Genomic DNA, 14,854 nt, shown 5'->3' with positions numbered 1-14,854 from the left:
TATTTTGAGTCTCTCCTCCCCGTCTCCCCGCCCCCCTGTGAATTTTCTAAGAATTTCACGGTCGGCGCCCCAACACCCTTAGAACGAGGAGGCTCGCGTGAGCGCGATCCTGCGATTGAAAGAGCTTGCACTCAGCGATACCGGATTCGTGTTCGATCCCGCGTCGGGCGCAACGTTCACCGTCAATCCCACCGGCCTCTGCGCCCTCAACGCCATGAAAGAGGGGCTCTCGCGCGAGGAGGTCGCCGCCCGGCTCCGCGAGCGATTCGATATCCGCGGGGGCGACCCGGCGCGCGACGTCGGCGAGTTCCTGGAGCTCCTCCGGCAGCACGGCCTCCTCTCCGCGGAGCCGGAGGGAGCCCAGTGAAGACGCGGCCCCGCACCATCGCCGTCACCGGCCTCAACGCGACTGACAACCCCGCTCCCGGCGTGGGCGTCATCCGGGCGCTCCGCGCGGGCGGCGACGCCTCGATTCGCCTCGTCGGCCTCGCGTACGACGCGCTCGATCCCGGCGCGTACGCCGGCGACATCGTGAGCGACGTGTTCATGATCCCCTATCCATCGCAGGGCCTGGAAGCGTTCGTGTCCCGCCTCGAGTACGTCCACCGGCGGGTCGGGCTCGACGTGATCATCCCGACGCTCGACGCCGAGCTACCCTCGTTCATCGACATCGCGCCGCGGCTGCGCGCGATGGGGATCGGCACCTGCTTGCCCACGCGCGAGCAGCTCGATCTCCGCTCGAAGGCGAGCCTCGCTGCGCTCGGCGCCCGCGCCGGCATCCGGGTCCCGCGCACGGCGGCCCTCTCGGACGCCGACGAGCTCCTGCGCATCCACGAGCGGGTGCCCTACCCCTTCCACGTGAAGGGCGTGTTCTACGGCGCGACGCTGGCGACGACCTTCGATGAGGCGGTGTCGGCCTATTACAAGGTGATAGCCCAGTGGGGCCTCCCGGTCCTCGTGCAGGAGCACGTGACCGGGGAGGAGTTCGATGTGGTGGCGGTCGGCGACGGAGAAGGCGGGCTCGTCGGCGCCGTGCCGATGAAGAAGATGCTCCTCACCGACAAGGGAAAGGGCTGGGCCGGCATCACCGTGCGCGACCCCGAGCTCGTCGGCATCGCGCAGGCCTTCGCGGAGGCGACGCGGTGGCGCGGCCCCTTCGAGGTCGAGGTGATGCGCGACGCGCACGGGCGCTATCACCTCATCGAGGTCAACCCGCGCTTCCCGGCGTGGGTGTACCTGAGCGTGGCGGCCGGGATGAACCTGCCTCGCGCCGTGGTCGATCTCGCCGCGGGCGCGCCGATCGAGCCGCTCCGCGGCTACGAGGTCGGCGCGATGTTCGTCCGCATCTCGATCGACCAGGTCGCGCGGATCAGCGACTTTCAGAGCATGGTGACGACGGGCGAGCTCGTCCGTTCAGGAGGCCTCTCGTGAATAGCCCGGTCTACGAATCGCCCAGCATCGTCCGGCACCAGATGGGGGCGATGAACAAGTTCGGCCGCCTCCAGGGCGTGCGGCCGCTCACCCACATCGACGGAGTCGCCATCGCCGATCTCGTCGCCCAGCACGGATCACCGCTCTTCGTGTTCTCGGAGCGGACGCTCGTGAGCCGCTACCGCGAGCTCCACGGCGCGTTCGCGCGCCGCTGGGCCAAGGTGCGGATCGCCTGGTCGTACAAGACGAACTACCTCGAGGCGATCTGCCGCACGTTCCACCGCGAAGGCGCCTGGGCCGAGGTGGTCTCGCCCTTCGAGTACGACAAGGCGATCCTCGCGGGCGTCCCGGCCGAGCGGATCCACTGGAACGGCCCCTACAAGCCCGACGCGGCGCTCGCGCGCGCGGTCTCCGGCGGCTCGATCATCCACATCGACAACCTCGATGAGCTGGCGCGGATCGAGCGGGTCGCCGAGCGGGTCAAGGCGCGCCCGAAGGTGGCCATCCGGGTCAACATGAACATCGAGGGCCTCGCGCCGTGGAGCCGGTTTGGCCTGAACCTCGAGTCCGGCCAGGCCAGGGAGGCGGTGAGCCGCCTCGTGAGCGGAGATCGCATGGAGCTCACCGGGCTGCACTGCCATATCGGCACGTTCATCCTCGACCCGGGCGCCTACGGCAAGGCGGCGTCCAAGCTGGCGCGCCTCGCCAACGAGATACGCGCCGCGCACGGGATCCGGCTCTCGTTCCTCGACCTCGGCGGCGGCTTCGCCTCGAAGAACACGCTCAAGGCGCAGTACCTGCTCGGCGAGCAGGCGTCTCCGTCGTTCGAGCGCTACGCCGAGGCCATCTGCGACGGCCTCGGAGAGCTCGACTGTCCCGCCCGGGAGCTCCCGACGCTCGTCCTCGAGACGGGCCGCGCGCTGGTGGACGACGCGGGGTACCTGATCGCGACGGTCGAGGCCAAGAAGCGCCTCCCCGACGGGCGCAGCGGCCTCGTGCTCGACGCGGGCGTCAACCTGCTCTTCACCTCGTTCTGGTACAAACACGATGTCGTCCCGGCGCAGGAGTTCAGCGCCATGCAGGAGCCCACCGTGATGTTCGGCCCGCTGTGCATGAACATCGACGTGGTGCGCGACACCATGCAGTTCCCGGCGTCGTCCCCGGGAGATCGGCTCGTGTTCCGCAACGTGGGCGCCTACAACGTGACGCAGTGGCACCAGTTCATCACCCTCCGTCCGGCGGTGGTGATGGTGGGCGAGGGAGGCGCCTCCTGCATCCGCCGCGCGGAGACGCTCGACGATTTCCGCGCCGTCGAGGACGTGCCGGCATGGCTCAGGTGATCCCCGCGCCGACGAGCGACGCGGGCGGCGCGGCGCGCGCGACCGGGACGGCCCGGCGCCGCCGGGTCGCGGCGGCCGTGAGCTCGCTGCTCGCGAGGAGCGGCGTCGTCGAGATGGGGGAGTCGCTCCTCCGGGTCTACGCGCACATCCTGTTCTCGCGCTCGCCGGCGGTGGGGCTGCTCGTGATGCTCGCGACCGCCACCGTGCCTCGCGCCTTCGTGTTCGGCGTGATCGCGGCGTGCGCGGCGAACGGGGCCGCGCTCCTCCTCGACCTCGAGAAGGACGCCGTGAGGGACGGGTCGTACGCGTACAACGCGCTCCTCGTCGGCCTCGGCGTGGCGCAGTCGTTCACCGCGGACGGCCCCGCCGTCGCCGTCGCGCTGCTCGGCGCCGCCGCGTGCGTGGTGGTCACGGCGGCGCTGCGCTCACTCACCGGTTCCGGTCCCGGCTCCGGCGGCGCCGCCGGCCTGCCGGTGCTGTCGCTCCCGTTCATCGTCGTCTTCCACCTGACGCTGAGCACCTCGGCGTTCTCCGGGCTCACGCTCGCGGCGCCCGCGCAAGCCCCGCTCGCGTTCGAGGGCCTCCCCGCGCCCATCGCGCTGTTCGCGCGGTGCCTCGGCGGCCTCTTCTTCCTGCCCCGCGCCGACGCGGGCGCGCTGGTGCTCGCCGCGCTCCTCGTCCACAGCCGGATCGCCGCGCTCCTCGCCGCGCTCGCGTTCGCGGCGGCGCTCGGGCTCGCCTCGCGATGGCTCTCGCTCCCAGACGGCGCGCTCGACGTGCTCGGCTACAACGCCGTCCTCACGGCGGTCGGGCTGGGCGGCGTCTGGTTCGTCCCCTCGGCGTCCTCGTTCGCGCTCGGCCTGTCCGGCGCCGTCGCCGCCGCGCTCGTCACCGCCGGCGCGATGGCGCCGCTCGCGCGGCTCGGCGCGGCGCCGCTGATCCTGCCGTTCAACGTCACCGTCGTCGCCGTCCTCCTCGCGATGCGTCGGCGCGCGCGCGACGAGCGGCCCAAGGCGGTGGATTTCCTCCCGGGCACGCCCGAGCAGAACCTCGCGTACCTCCGCACGCGGCGCGCGCGCTTCCAGCAGTCGCCGCACGCCGTGAGCTTCCGGCTCCCGTTCCGCGGCACGTGGACGTGCACGCAGGCGGTCGACGGCGCGTTCACGCACAAGGAGCAATGGCGCCATGCCTTCGATTTCCAGGTGATGGGCGAAGATGGCCGGGCCTTCCGCGGCGCCGGGAGCGCGCCGCAGGACTTCCACTGCCACCGGCTGCCCGTGGTCGCGGCCGCCGACGGCACCGTGGTGAAGGTCGAGTCGAGCGTGCCCGACAGCGACGTCGGCGCGATGAACCTCGAGCAGAACTGGGGCAACCACGTCATCGTGGCCCACGCGCCCGGCGTGTACTCGATGGTCGCGCACCTCGCGCGCGGGACGCTCAAGGTCGTGGAGGGGCAATGGGTGAAGCGGGGCGACGTCCTCGGGCTCGCCGGCAGCTCGGGTCGATCGCCCGAGCCGCACCTGCACTTCCAGCTGCAGTCGACCCACAAGCTCGGCGCGCCGACGCTCCCGTGCCGGTTCAGCGACGTGGTCACGGTCGGCGAGGAGGCGCGGCTCTGGCCCAGCCTGGAGCCGCGGGAGGGCGACGCCGTGCGCTCCATCGAGGCCGACGAGGACGTGTCCGCGTACTTCGGCTTCACCTGCGCCGACACCTGGGCGTACCGCGTCGGCGCGGACGTCGAGCGCGTCACGTGCGACGTCGACGTCTACGGGCGGCTCCTGATCCGCTCGGAGGACCGCGCCGCGTCGCTCTTCTACGGCAGGAGCGACGACCTGTTCACGAGCTTCGACGCGGTGGGCGACGACGCGTCGGTCGTTCACCTGCTGCGCGCGGCGCTCCCGCGGGTGCCGCTCGAGGGCAGCGCCTCGCTCCGCTGGGCGGACACGCTGCCGGCGCGGCGATTCCGCGCGTTCGCGCTCCGGGTGCTCGCCGACTTCGTCGCCCCCTTCCTGCCAGGCGACGGGATCGAGATGGACCTCAGGATGCGCCGCGAGGGCGACCTCCTCGTGGTCCTCGGCGAGTCGCGGCGGCGCGATCGCCGCGGCGAGCCGCTCGTGCGGACGCGGGCGGAGCTCACGAGGGGCCGAGGGCCGCGCAGGGTCGAGGTCACGGCGCAGGGCCGCACGCGGGTGGCGGAGCGGGTCCAGGACGCCGGCAGGAAATTCACCGTGTCAGTCGGCGAGGAGACGTCATGAGAGCGAGTCGATGGTTCTTCGTGATGCTGGTCGGTTGTGCGTTGAGCGGCGTCCCTTCCGGGGCCGCTGACGCGGAGGGGAGGCCGGCGGACCTGTTCCAGCTGTCCTATGACGCCGAGGCCGCCGGGAAGGCGCAGGACGCGCTCGCCGCGCTCGATCGCCTCCCTGCGCCGCAGAAGGATGGATACGTCGCGGAGCTCCGCCGCGGCTGGCTCTATCACAAGCTCGGGCGCAACAAGGAGGCCGTCGACGCGTACGGCAGGGCGAGCGCGCTCGAGCCGAGATCGGTCGAGTCGCGCGTCGGCGCGCTGCTCCCGCAGATGGCGCTGCGCCGGTGGGCCGACGTGGAAGCGACCGCGCGGAAGGCGCTGCAGCTCGACCCCGCGAACTACCTCGCGAGCCTGCGGCTCGCGTTCGCCCTGTACAACCTGGCGCGCTACCCGGAGGCCGCGACGATCTACGGCCGGCTCGCGGAGATGTACCCGAGCGACGTCGAGGTGCGCTCGGGCCTCGGCTGGTCGCTGCTCAAGATGGGCAAGGGCGGCGACGCCGCGCGGGAGCTCCGGCGGGTCCTCGACATCGCGCCCAAGCACGCGCTGGCCCGGGACGGCCTGCGCGCGGCGGGCGTGTCGAACTGACGTGACCACGCCGCGGATCGCCCGGGTCGGTCAGCCGCCGGGGGGGCCCAGGATCACCGGCCCTGGCGAGAGGACGTGGGTGCCGTTCATCAACCACACCGCAACCTGGCTCGTCCCCAGGCGTTGCCACACGACATCCGACATCAGATCGGCGTTGACGTCACCGGCGGCGACCGCTGTCCAGCCGTCGCCGATCGGCCCGGGGATCACCGGCCCCGCGTCGAGGAGCTCGACGCCGTTCATCAGCCAGATCGCCACGAGGCCCCTCTCCTCGTTGGTCCAGAGCACGTCCGCCATGCCGTCAGCGTTGAAGTCGGCCGCCCAGAGGACGTCCCATCCCTCGCCGCTCGGCCCGGGGATCACCGGCCCCCGCCCGAGGACCTCCGTGTTGCTCATCAGCCACACCGTCATCAGGTTGTGCACCTGGTCGTTCCAGATCACATCCGCGATGCGATCGAAGTTGAAGTCCGGCGTGGGGCCGATATCCCAGTCGCCGCCCGGCCCCGGGATGAACGGGCCCGGCGCGAGCAGCTGGACGCCATCCAGCAGCCACACCGTCATCAGGTTCTGCTCCTCGCTGTAAAAGAGCACATCCGAGGCGAGGTTGCGGTTGAAGTCGTTCGGCCGGATCACCCAGCCTCCGCCGCGCGGCCCGGGGAGCATCGGGCCCTGCGCGAACGGCCGGCCTCCGTCCGTCAGCCAGATCGTTATCAGGTCCCGCTCATCGTGACGCCAGAGCACGTCCGCCAGGCCGTCGAGGTTGAAGTCGTGCCCTATGGCGATCCAGCCTCTTCCGGCCGGCCCACGGACGATCGGGCCCGGCGTGAGCAGCTGGACTCCGTCCATGAACCATACGGCCATGAGGCTGCGCTCGGCGTCGATCCAGAGCAAATCCTGCTTTCCGTCGAAATTGTAGTCGATCACCTCGATGACCCTCCACCCGTAGGTGCTGGCCCGCTGTTCTGCGACCCCGAGGGTGGGCGTCGCAGTCGCCGCGGATCCGCCCTCGTCGAGCAGGTCGACGCCGGCCGCGCAGCCGAGCACGGCGTGAATCGCAGCGGCGGCACACAGATACTTGGTCACGACCACACGACTCGTCACGCTCGCCTCTCTTGCGCCGCGCGCGCGGCACGGGCGCCGATCCTGGGGGGATGCGCGACCTCGCCCGTGGGCACGCCGCTCACGCGCCTCCTGGGACGGCAAGCGCCAGTCCATCCGAGACCGGCCGCCGTCGTGGCCCCCACGACCTCGCTTCTTGCATCTCAGCAGCGCAGGCACTCCTTCCGGCCAGTAGAGGAGATCCTCGGCCGGCATCTCCGGCTCCGGCGTGTCGTCCCACCCGCCCGGCGGCGCCTTTCTTCCCTCGGTCATCCCGCACTGGCTGCAGCGTGGCGCCCAGCGGCGCTCAACCCGCAGCAGCAGCTGCGCCTCAGAGCCGGAATTTGCGGCGTTCGCGACATAGCAAACCGTCCACGCAAGCCCGAGTGAGGATTCTGGGTGCCCTGGGCATCTCGTCGCTCGGTGGTGGCCGTTGCAGCCTGGCGAGCTGGGCGCCCGCGCCGGAGCGGGGGGAGTGTGCCTCCAGTGCTCGAGCTCTGCCACGGGTGCAAGCAGTACGTGCTGCCAGGCACGACGAGTTGCCCTCATTGCGGCGGTGACGTCGCCGTGCTGGACTCACGCTACGCAGCCAACCTCGCCGACGGCTGCGGCCCGGAGCCATCTACGGGCCCAACGATCCTCGATCGCGGGCGTGGCCTTTGATCCGGAAGATCCGTTCGGGCATGCGCCGCCTGGAGCTGCCTGACCGCGGCGTCCAGGTATGTCATCAGGTCGCGCTCGATCGCGTGGCCCGGTCCGTCATTGCAGCCGTCGAGCGTGCGCCGCGGGGCTTTTGGGCCTGCAATGTCGTCGACCCTTATACGTGGACATACGCTGGCCTCGCGGCCGTAATCGGACGTATGTTCGACTGGGAATGGGAGCCGGCGGTGGTTCCCTTCGCGGCGGTCGACCACCCCTACAAGGTGTCGAGCCCGGTCCTGATCAGCGATTGCCGGCTGCGCGAAGTGCTCGGCGTGAATGAGCCCGATCCGCTGCAGGCGCTCGAAGAAGCGGTGCGCTGGCTGTGGGAGCACGGCCCTCCCGCAGACGCGACCTTTGCGGGCGACTGACACGAGGCATCTCGATGAATGCAACATTCCTCGACCTCCGATCCCTCCGTGCGCAGCTGCTTGCCTGGCAAACGTCCGAGGAGCCGCTGGATGACCCAGCGATTGATCAGCTGCTCGATCTTCGCATAGAGAGCGTGGAAGCTGGCATTGTTCCGCTCAAACGAATCATTCAGTTTCCCGACGAATGCTCGACTTACGAGGGGGCGTCGTACGCCTCGATTCGACGCTTCTACCGGTGGGCCGCACCGCGACCAGGGGACGTCGTCTACGACCTTGGTGCGGGCGATGGCCGCGTCCTCCTTTATGGCGGATTCATCTGCCAGGCCACGCTCCGGGGCGTTGAACTCATCGCCGCGCGCGTGGAGGAGGCGAACCGCGCCCTGGCGCGTCTCGACCTCGACGCCGTCGAGTTGCGCCAGGGTAACGCGCGCGATGCCGACTCCGGGGATGGAACGGTGTTCTTCATCCACAGCTTCTCGCTCGGCGACGCTATCAACGATGTCGGTAGACGGCTGCGCGACCTGTCCGCAGTGCGCCCGCTTCGGATTGCGTCCATGGCGCAGGCCAATGACTACTTTGCGGGTTGTGCGTGGCTGAGCGAGATCGCGGCGCCTCACGAGGCTAGCATGCCGCTTTTGCGCTACGGCCTGCGGTTCTTCGTCACGAGAGGCGGCTGAGCTCCCCTCCCACGCACGAAGAGCCCGGATTCCTGGGGGGATCAGGCTCTACGGGCACCGCGAGCTCGGGACCGTGTCAATGTCGCCGTCCGCCTGGTCGAGGGAGCTCCTGACGCGCATGCAGTGCTCAGGCTGGGGCGAGGCGACCCGATCCAGATTGCGGAAGCGTCGCCGCCTGGAGAGCGCCGCCCCTCCTTATGCAGGCGTGATGCCGGTGCGAGCCCTATGCCTGGCAGCAGAACGTCGACGGCTCGGCCGGCAGCAGCTCGCCGAACGGCTCGCCGCCGCTCGGGGCGCAGCCGCCGGGATCCACGGCCACGACCTCCGCCGACTTGCTGCCGAGGGCGACGCCGGGCGGCGTGACCCCGCAGAACGGCGCCACGGAGCTGACGAGGTTCGATGCAACCTGCTCGACGCACGCGCCGTCGCTGTAGACGGAGGCCATGACGATGCACGACGCGCCCTCCGGCTCCCCGCAGCCGCACTCGGAGCAGCCGCGCGTGTCGTCGGCGCCGCCGTAGAAGACATGCCTGTCCAGGTACGGCGCCTCGCACGTCACGTCGCCCTCGTGGAAGATGCACGTCAGGAAGCCGCCGGGCGGCGGGACCCCGGGCTGGTCCGGCGAGGGCATGCAGGTGCTCCGATCGCCCAGGCACTCGGTATAGGCGCCGGGCACGCAGGCGAGCGCCCGGGTCTGCCACGGGTCGAGGAGCGCCGGCGGCGGGGGCTCGTCGACCCTCGGCGTGCAGGCGGCGGTGACCAGCACGGCGGGCGCGTCGATCGAGATCGACTTCACACACGGCTGCCCGCCGCAGTCCTGGCCCGCGGGGATGGCGTTCTCGGCGGTGCAGGCGCCGTCCCAGCCGCCGGGCGCCGCGAAGGTGGTCTCGACGCTGCCGGGGTCGCCGGAACACGTCGTCGAGGTCGAGGTGTGCGCCGACCAGCCCAGCGGGAGCTGGCACGAGGCGGTGGCCGCGTCAGGCGGATCGCACAGGCAGGCCGCGCAGGTGAGCGGCGCAGGTGCCAGGTCGGCGAACCCCTCGTAGCCGACGTTCGGCGCGGCGGCGGGGCATGCGGGTACCTGGTCCCGCGGGCCAAACCAGAGGAGCGCCGGTCCGAACCAGCCGAGTGGCGCCGGTGGGACGCAATCGCCGGCACAGGCAGTCTCGTCGCCACCGCCGGCCCCGCCGCCGCTGCCACCCGCACCGCCCTCGCCGCCGGCCCCTCCGCCACCTTGCTCGGGCCACGGGCAGCCTGGGTGGCCATATTCCTGAGGCTGACAGGGACCGTGGATGATCGCGTCGCCGGAGCAGCCCACCAAGGAGAACAGTCCCACGAACAACCAGGAGAAGAGGCGCATGCCGGAGAAGCTACCTGACGGGACTTCACGCTGACAACGGAGATGCATGACGACACAGGCGATTGCATGCCACATTGCGGATCTCTTCTAAAAATTGTCATGTTGGATGCGGAAGGTCCCCGGCGTCGTTCGAGCTCGTTCAATACATTGCCGTGATACCGAATCCGAGCGCAGCGCCGACCGGGGGTGACGACCAGGTGACGGGTGAAGGCGGTTCACTTCCATCTTTCTGGCGTCGAAGAACCGCGTCCGCGACGATCCAGACAGCTTCGGCGTAAGCGTGCGCGGACCACCCGGCCGACAAGGGCCACGCGCCGCCGAACCGCGGGCCGACGCCGAGCATCGGCTGGCCGGGTGAGCTGATGGTCCACGGCGCCCGAGGGACGAACCGGACCACGCCGATGGAGGCGACCCCGCAACCGAACAGGGTTTGGCCGCGACGACAGGCCAGTGCAGCCGCCGTGAATGCCCTGGTGCGGACGGGTACCGCTTCCACCTCCTGCGCCAGGGACACGAGCCCGCGTCCCTCCACCGCGATCGACCAGTCGTGCCGGCGAACACCGAAGGAGAGCGTCATCCCGACCGCGGCTCCCGGCGTGATCCCCAGGCCCAGGGTCGCCCCGAGCCCCGCTTCGAGCCGCAGCCGCTCCGGCGGAGCCGGCGCCGTCTCCGGCCGAGACGACGCCTGCGACGGCTCGGCCGGCCGAGGTGGCTCCGGCGCGGCACGCTGCGCTTGCGGGGGCGACGCCGCGGGCGGCGAGGAGGGCTCCGGCGGCGGCGAGGAGGGCTCGGGCGGCGGCGAGGAGGGCTCCGGCGCGCTCACGACGCGCGCCACGATCGCCAGGGCCACGCCGGAGAGCAGCTCCTCGCAGCCGCTCCGGGTGCCGAACCCGTCAGCCCACCGGGTATCGCCCGCGCCGTCGCGCAGCGCCAGCAAGGCGGTGAGCTCCGGCCCCTCCTGCGCGATGCGGACCGTGAGCACCTGCGGCGCGTCCTCCTGGAACGGGTCGGCGCCGAGCCGGCGCGCCACCTCCGCGCGCAGGAACGCGTCGCCAGGGCAGCTTTCGGCGCCCGGGCCTCGCACGACCTCGATCCGAATCGCCGCGCGCGGCGCGTCCGGCGCGGCGCGGGCGTCCCCGGCGCCGAGCAGGACGGTGGCCGCCGCCACGGCGAAGCGCGCCGAGCCCCCCGCGCCCCGGAGCGGTCCGGTGGCGCAGAGGCCGCGGGCCGGTCGCGCGCCGAGCCCCGGTCGCGGTCTCGCCCTGGACCGGCTCATCGCGCCGGCTCTCTTGCTGACGCGCCCGGCGCCGGATGGGCGAGGCGCGCCCGGGCCGCCGTGCGAAGCTGCTCTCGCACGGACTTCAGCCGGCCTGCGGGGAAGCGCGCCTCGTGCGCGGCGAGCTGCCGGAGCGCCCCGGCGGGATCGCCCGTGGAGAGGCGATCTTGCGCCGCGGCGAGCAGCCGGCGTTCCTCCGCGAAGGCGTCCTCCCGCTCGCCGGCCGGCGGTGCCGCCCGCGGCGCGGCTGGGCACGGGCGCGCGGGCGCCTCGACCGCCGGCGCCACCGGACGCGATTCCAGGGTTTGCTGCGATGGCTGCGACGGGGGTGCTGCATGGCCGGCGCTGGCTGCGGGTAGCTCGTAGGCCAGCGCCGCCTCGAAGCGGCGCGCCCAGAGGGGCCGCGACGGGGCGAGGGCAAGCAGCACGGCCGCGGTCCCGGCGCCGCCCGCCGCGGCGGAGCCGAGGGTGCGGCCGAGCCGGGCGAGCCACGATCGCGGGCTCGGTCCGGCAGGCGCGTGCGGCACCCCGGCCGGCGGTACGGCGGTGCTCGCGCCGCCGTCGCGCACAAGGAAGTCCGACGCCAGGGGAAACACGAGCCAGCAGGCGCGCAGCGCCTGTCGCCGCTCCGGGCGCAGCCGCTTGACGGCGGCACGGTAGTCCTCGCGGGCAAGGCGCAGCCGGTTGCTGGCGGTGTTGTAGTTGAGGCCGAGCTCGCGCGCGATGTCGACGAGCGGCACCTCGTAGGCCTCGTGAAGGACCAGGAGGACCCGCCGCTCGGGCGCGATCGTCGAGAGCACCTCCCTCGCGACCTCCAGCCGCTCTTGCTCCGCGATGCGCTCCTCGCTGAGCGGCGCGGGATCGATGGCCTGGTAGCGCGACGCCGGACGCAGGCCGTCCGGCACCTCGCGGCGGCGGTAGGCGCGGTCCAGGTGGTGGCTGACCTTTCGCCACGCGATCCCGAACACCCAGCGGGCCTCGGGGCTGCTGTGCTGGCGCCGGCGGTCCCGGCGCGGCGGATGGCTGGCGATCCAAGCCTCGCGCTCCGGCGGGGACCAGCCGGGGTCGAACCGATCCAGGCTCTCGTACGCCGCGAGCAGGACGTCTTGCACGACGTCGTCGATGTCGGGCTCGGCGACCCCCAGGAGCCGAAGCGCGCGGGGGAGAATTTCCACCGCGGCAGCGTGAACGGAATTCCATGTGTGGTCGCGGTAGGAGCCTTCAACGGGGGAAAGAAGTGCGCTCATATTCTCAAATTGCGCGGAGCTTTCCGGGGCTGTTTGTAAAATGCGCCTCCCGGTGCGCGGGGTTGGAGGCTCGCCCGCGCTGCACGCCGCCCGCGGTGGCAGGCGACCCGCTCCGCCCTCGGCGCACCGGACACGGTCTTCCTGGGGCAGCTCCGCTGCCTCCGGCGCACCGGCTGCGGTCGTCCCTGGCTAGCTCCGCTGCCTCCGGCGCACCGGACACGGTCTTCCTGGGGCAGCTCCGCTGCCTCCGGCGCACCGGCTGCGGTCGTCCCTGGCTAGCTCCGCTGCCTCCGGCGCACCGGACACGGTCTTCCTGGGGCAGCTCCGCTGCCTCCGGCGCACCGGCCGCGGTCTTCCCTGGCTAGCTCCGCTGCCTCCGGCGCACCGGCCGCGGTCTTCCCTGGCTAGCTCCGCTGCCCTCGGCGCACCGGCCGCGGTCGCCGTCGATGCCCTTCGTCGCAGATGGCACAGCCTTCGCTCCAGGTCGACGCAGGCGCGAAGGCCATGGCGCAAGATTACGACTCTGGTGGCACCTCGTTCATGAATTCAGCCGGCACCGTTGACACCCCACGATGCGTAGTTACCCCTGGCCGGAACGTCCGGCGCGCGCCGGACGCTCACATCACGTCCAGCGCGGGGGGTCGGGGAGCATGGCAGTCCATGTTCTCTTGGCGCCCGGCGAAGGACATCAACGAGAGGTGCTCCCCTCATGGCCAAGCCTTCGACTCCGATCAAGAAAAAGCCCGCTCCCAGGAAGCCCGCAGCCCCGCCCCAGGCGGCGGCGGCGTTCGACAGGGCTCTCCCCGAGATCGCGGCGCTGAACCCGGATCGGCTCGTCGCCATCAATCTCGATATCCCCCGCGCGGTCTCCCAGGTGCTGGGCGTGCTGCCTGGCCTGCTCGCGCTGCGCCCCGCCATCGCGGAGCAGCTCCAGAAGCACGATCTGGCGCTGCTCGACCGGCTCGAGACCTACGCGCTCGCCGCTTGGCACGCGCACCTCATGTGGCTGTCCAGCAGAGACCCCGAGAGCGCGGTGAAGCCGCTCCTCGCAGAGGCGGTCCCGCTCCGCGAGAACCTGCTGAGCGACGCGGAGGCGCTCGCCCGCCGCGGCCTGCTCGACGCGGAGGCGGTCGCGGAGATCCGCGCGGGACAAGGGCACATCGATACAGCCAACGACCTCGTCGCGCTGTCGGCGCTGTTCAGCGGCAGCTGGTCCGAGATCGCCGGCAGGACGGCGGCGACCGAGGAAGAGGTGAAGCGAGCCGGGGAGATCGGGCCGCAGCTGCTCGCCTCCCTCGGCGTGAGAGAACACGGCGCAGGGCCCGGGCCGACCGAGGCCGCAGACAGGCGAGCGCGCGCGTTCGCGCTGCTCGTGCACGCCTATGACCAGACCCGGCGCGCCGTCGCCTACCTGCGGTGGGACGAGGGGGATGCCGACACGATCGCGCCGTCGCTCTACAAGGGCCGTGGCCGCGCGGCGTCGTCCAGCGACACCGCTGCTGCGTCGGACGACGCCGCGCCGCCCGGCGCTGCACCGGCGGGCACGCCGGCGCCGGCGGCGCCCAGCGCGGCGCCGGGCGGCGCACCGCCGCTCAACTAGCCGGCTGACTGGCTACCCTGCGAGCGCCTTCGCACGATCAGGACGAACACCCACGCCACGTCCGATGGCAATTGCCCGCAGGGTGCCTGCTGGTGACCGGTCGACACGCGCCGCGCGCTCCCGGCAATCCCACCCCTACATGCCAGGATCGACTCAAGGGCTCTTGAGCCGGTAGCCCACGCCTGGCTCCGTGATCAGGATCGACGGGCGCGCCGGATCGCGCTCCAGCTTGTGCCGGAGCTGCGCCATGTAGACGCGCAGGTAGTGCGCCTGCCCCGCGTAGGCAGGCCCCCACACCTCGCCGAGGAGCTGGCGATGGGTGAGGACCTTGCCCGCGTGCCGTATCAGCGTCGTGAGCAGCTTGTACTCGATGGGGGTCAGGTGGATCTCCTCGCCCGCCCGCAGCACGACCCGGCGCGCGAGATCGACCTCGATGTCCTGGACCGCGAAGCGGTGGCCCTCCGCCGTCGCCCCGCGCGCCGCGCTGGCGGCGTGGCGCAGCGCCACGCGCAGCCGCGCCTGGAGCTCACCGGCGCTGAAGGGCTTGGTCAGGTAGTCGTCGGCGCCGCCGTCCAGCGCGTCGATCTTGTCCTGCTCCTGACCGCGGGCCGACAGCACGATGATGGGGACGGCGCTCCACTCCCGGAGCCGCCGGGTCACCTCCAGGCCGTCCATGTCCGGGAGCCCCAGATCGAGGAGCACGAGATCCGGATTGCGCGTCGTCGCCTGGGCGATCCCGTCGCTGCCCGTCTCCGCCTCCACGAGCCGGTAGCCGCGGGCCGCCAGCATCGCGCGGAGGAACCGGCGCATCTGCGGCTCGTCCTCGATCAGCAGCACGAGGGGGGACGCGTCCGACATTCGC

At 71.8% G+C, this 14,854-nt stretch carries 13 protein-coding genes; 8 read left to right on the top strand and 5 right to left on the bottom strand.

All coding sequences use genetic code 11. The annotated features are described in order from the left end of the window. The first annotated feature begins 97 nt into the window (after nucleotides 1-97). The 5 genes from WME82_RS07610 to WME82_RS07590 are packed head-to-tail and all read left to right on the top strand — an operon-like array spanning nucleotide 98 to nucleotide 5,664. Entirely contained in the window at nucleotides 98-367 is a 270-nt protein-coding gene (locus WME82_RS07610) for an HPr-rel-A system PqqD family peptide chaperone (protein WP_437744828.1), read from the top strand. Continuing rightward, nucleotides 364-1,431: an ATP-grasp domain-containing protein gene (locus WME82_RS07605; protein WP_437744827.1), complete on the top strand. Its 1,068-nt coding sequence runs from the start codon at nucleotides 364-366 to the stop codon at nucleotides 1,429-1,431. The genes WME82_RS07610 and WME82_RS07605 overlap by 4 nt, the downstream gene beginning before the upstream one ends. Beyond that, nucleotides 1,428-2,771 (top strand): diaminopimelate decarboxylase, encoded by a 1,344-nt coding sequence (locus WME82_RS07600; RefSeq protein WP_437869571.1) that lies wholly within the window; start codon nucleotides 1,428-1,430, stop codon nucleotides 2,769-2,771. The genes WME82_RS07605 and WME82_RS07600 overlap by 4 nt, the downstream gene beginning before the upstream one ends. Continuing rightward, a complete protein-coding gene (locus tag WME82_RS07595; RefSeq protein ID WP_438042279.1) occupies nucleotides 2,759-5,026 on the top strand; it encodes an urea transporter in 2,268 nt (755 codons plus the stop codon). The genes WME82_RS07600 and WME82_RS07595 overlap by 13 nt, the downstream gene beginning before the upstream one ends. Next, on the top strand, nucleotides 5,023-5,664 hold the full coding sequence (locus WME82_RS07590) for a tetratricopeptide repeat protein (RefSeq protein WP_437716293.1): 642 nt from the start codon (nucleotides 5,023-5,025) through the stop codon (nucleotides 5,662-5,664). The genes WME82_RS07595 and WME82_RS07590 overlap by 4 nt, the downstream gene beginning before the upstream one ends. A 30-nt stretch (nucleotides 5,665-5,694) precedes the next feature. Here the strand turns inward: WME82_RS07590 and WME82_RS07585 are convergent, their stop codons facing one another. Beyond that, entirely contained in the window at nucleotides 5,695-6,747 is a 1,053-nt protein-coding gene (locus WME82_RS07585) for an FG-GAP repeat domain-containing protein (RefSeq protein ID WP_438042278.1), read from the bottom strand. Nucleotides 6,748-7,445: 698 nt separating this feature from the next. On the opposite strand from WME82_RS07585, the gene WME82_RS07580 reads away from it, so the two are divergent. Both WME82_RS07580 and WME82_RS07575 read left to right on the top strand, forming a co-directional pair. Continuing rightward, the gene (locus tag WME82_RS07580; protein ID WP_438042277.1) at nucleotides 7,446-7,832 is read left to right on the top strand and encodes a hypothetical protein; all 387 of its coding nucleotides are present in this window, start codon (nucleotides 7,446-7,448) and stop codon (nucleotides 7,830-7,832) included. Between the two features lie 14 nt (nucleotides 7,833-7,846). Next, a complete protein-coding gene (locus WME82_RS07575) occupies nucleotides 7,847-8,509 on the top strand; it encodes a class I SAM-dependent methyltransferase (protein ID WP_438042276.1) in 663 nt (220 codons plus the stop codon). Nucleotides 8,510-8,732: 223 nt separating this feature from the next. Here the strand turns inward: WME82_RS07575 and WME82_RS07570 are convergent, their stop codons facing one another. The 3 genes from WME82_RS07570 to WME82_RS07560 all read right to left on the bottom strand — a co-directional run bounded on the left by WME82_RS07570 (nucleotide 8,733) and on the right by WME82_RS07560 (nucleotide 12,320). Continuing rightward, the gene (locus tag WME82_RS07570) at nucleotides 8,733-9,869 is read right to left on the bottom strand and encodes a hypothetical protein (RefSeq protein WP_438042275.1); all 1,137 of its coding nucleotides are present in this window, start codon (nucleotides 9,867-9,869) and stop codon (nucleotides 8,733-8,735) included. A gap of 139 nt (nucleotides 9,870-10,008) precedes the next feature. Then, nucleotides 10,009-11,145, bottom strand: coding sequence for a hypothetical protein (locus WME82_RS07565; protein ID WP_438042274.1), 1,137 nt, complete (start codon nucleotides 11,143-11,145; stop codon nucleotides 10,009-10,011). Next, entirely contained in the window at nucleotides 11,142-12,320 is a 1,179-nt protein-coding gene (locus WME82_RS07560) for an RNA polymerase sigma factor (protein WP_438042273.1), read from the bottom strand. The genes WME82_RS07565 and WME82_RS07560 overlap by 4 nt, the downstream gene beginning before the upstream one ends. A 781-nt stretch (nucleotides 12,321-13,101) precedes the next feature. Between WME82_RS07560 and WME82_RS07555 the strand changes: the two genes are divergently transcribed. After that, nucleotides 13,102-13,992 carry a hypothetical protein gene (locus tag WME82_RS07555; protein WP_438042272.1) on the top strand — a complete coding sequence of 297 codons (891 nt, stop codon included), beginning with the start codon at nucleotides 13,102-13,104 and terminating at the stop codon, nucleotides 13,990-13,992. 153 nt (nucleotides 13,993-14,145) lie between these two features. Here the strand turns inward: WME82_RS07555 and WME82_RS07550 are convergent, their stop codons facing one another. After that, complete coding sequence (locus WME82_RS07550) at nucleotides 14,146-14,850, bottom strand: response regulator (RefSeq protein WP_438042271.1); 705 nt, start codon at nucleotides 14,848-14,850, stop codon at nucleotides 14,146-14,148. Nucleotides 14,851-14,854: the final 4 nt, after the last annotated feature.

The organism is Sorangium sp. So ce128, from assembly GCF_051525245.1.
Lineage (GTDB): Bacteria > Myxococcota_A > Polyangia > Polyangiales > Polyangiaceae > Sorangium > Sorangium cellulosum_B.
This window is presented reverse-complemented; position numbering and strand designations above follow the sequence as displayed.

Excerpts from the sequence above, each read along its gene's own strand:
- WME82_RS07595 (WP_438042279.1), top strand. The coding sequence starts at position 2,759 with ATGGCTCAGGTGATCCCCGCGCCGACGAGCGACGCGGGCGGCGCGGCG.
- WME82_RS07590 (WP_437716293.1), top strand. The coding sequence starts at position 5,023 with ATGAGAGCGAGTCGATGGTTCTTCGTGATGCTGGTCGGTTGTGCGTTG.
- WME82_RS07580 (WP_438042277.1), top strand. The coding sequence starts at position 7,446 with ATGCGCCGCCTGGAGCTGCCTGACCGCGGCGTCCAGGTATGTCATCAG.
- WME82_RS07575 (WP_438042276.1), top strand. The coding sequence starts at position 7,847 with ATGAATGCAACATTCCTCGACCTCCGATCCCTCCGTGCGCAGCTGCTT.
- WME82_RS07570 (WP_438042275.1), bottom strand. The coding sequence starts at position 9,869 with ATGCGCCTCTTCTCCTGGTTGTTCGTGGGACTGTTCTCCTTGGTGGGC.
- WME82_RS07565 (WP_438042274.1), bottom strand. The coding sequence starts at position 11,145 with ATGAGCCGGTCCAGGGCGAGACCGCGACCGGGGCTCGGCGCGCGACCG.
- WME82_RS07555 (WP_438042272.1), top strand. The coding sequence starts at position 13,102 with ATGGCCAAGCCTTCGACTCCGATCAAGAAAAAGCCCGCTCCCAGGAAG.
- WME82_RS07550 (WP_438042271.1), bottom strand. The coding sequence starts at position 14,850 with ATGTCGGACGCGTCCCCCCTCGTGCTGCTGATCGAGGACGAGCCGCAG.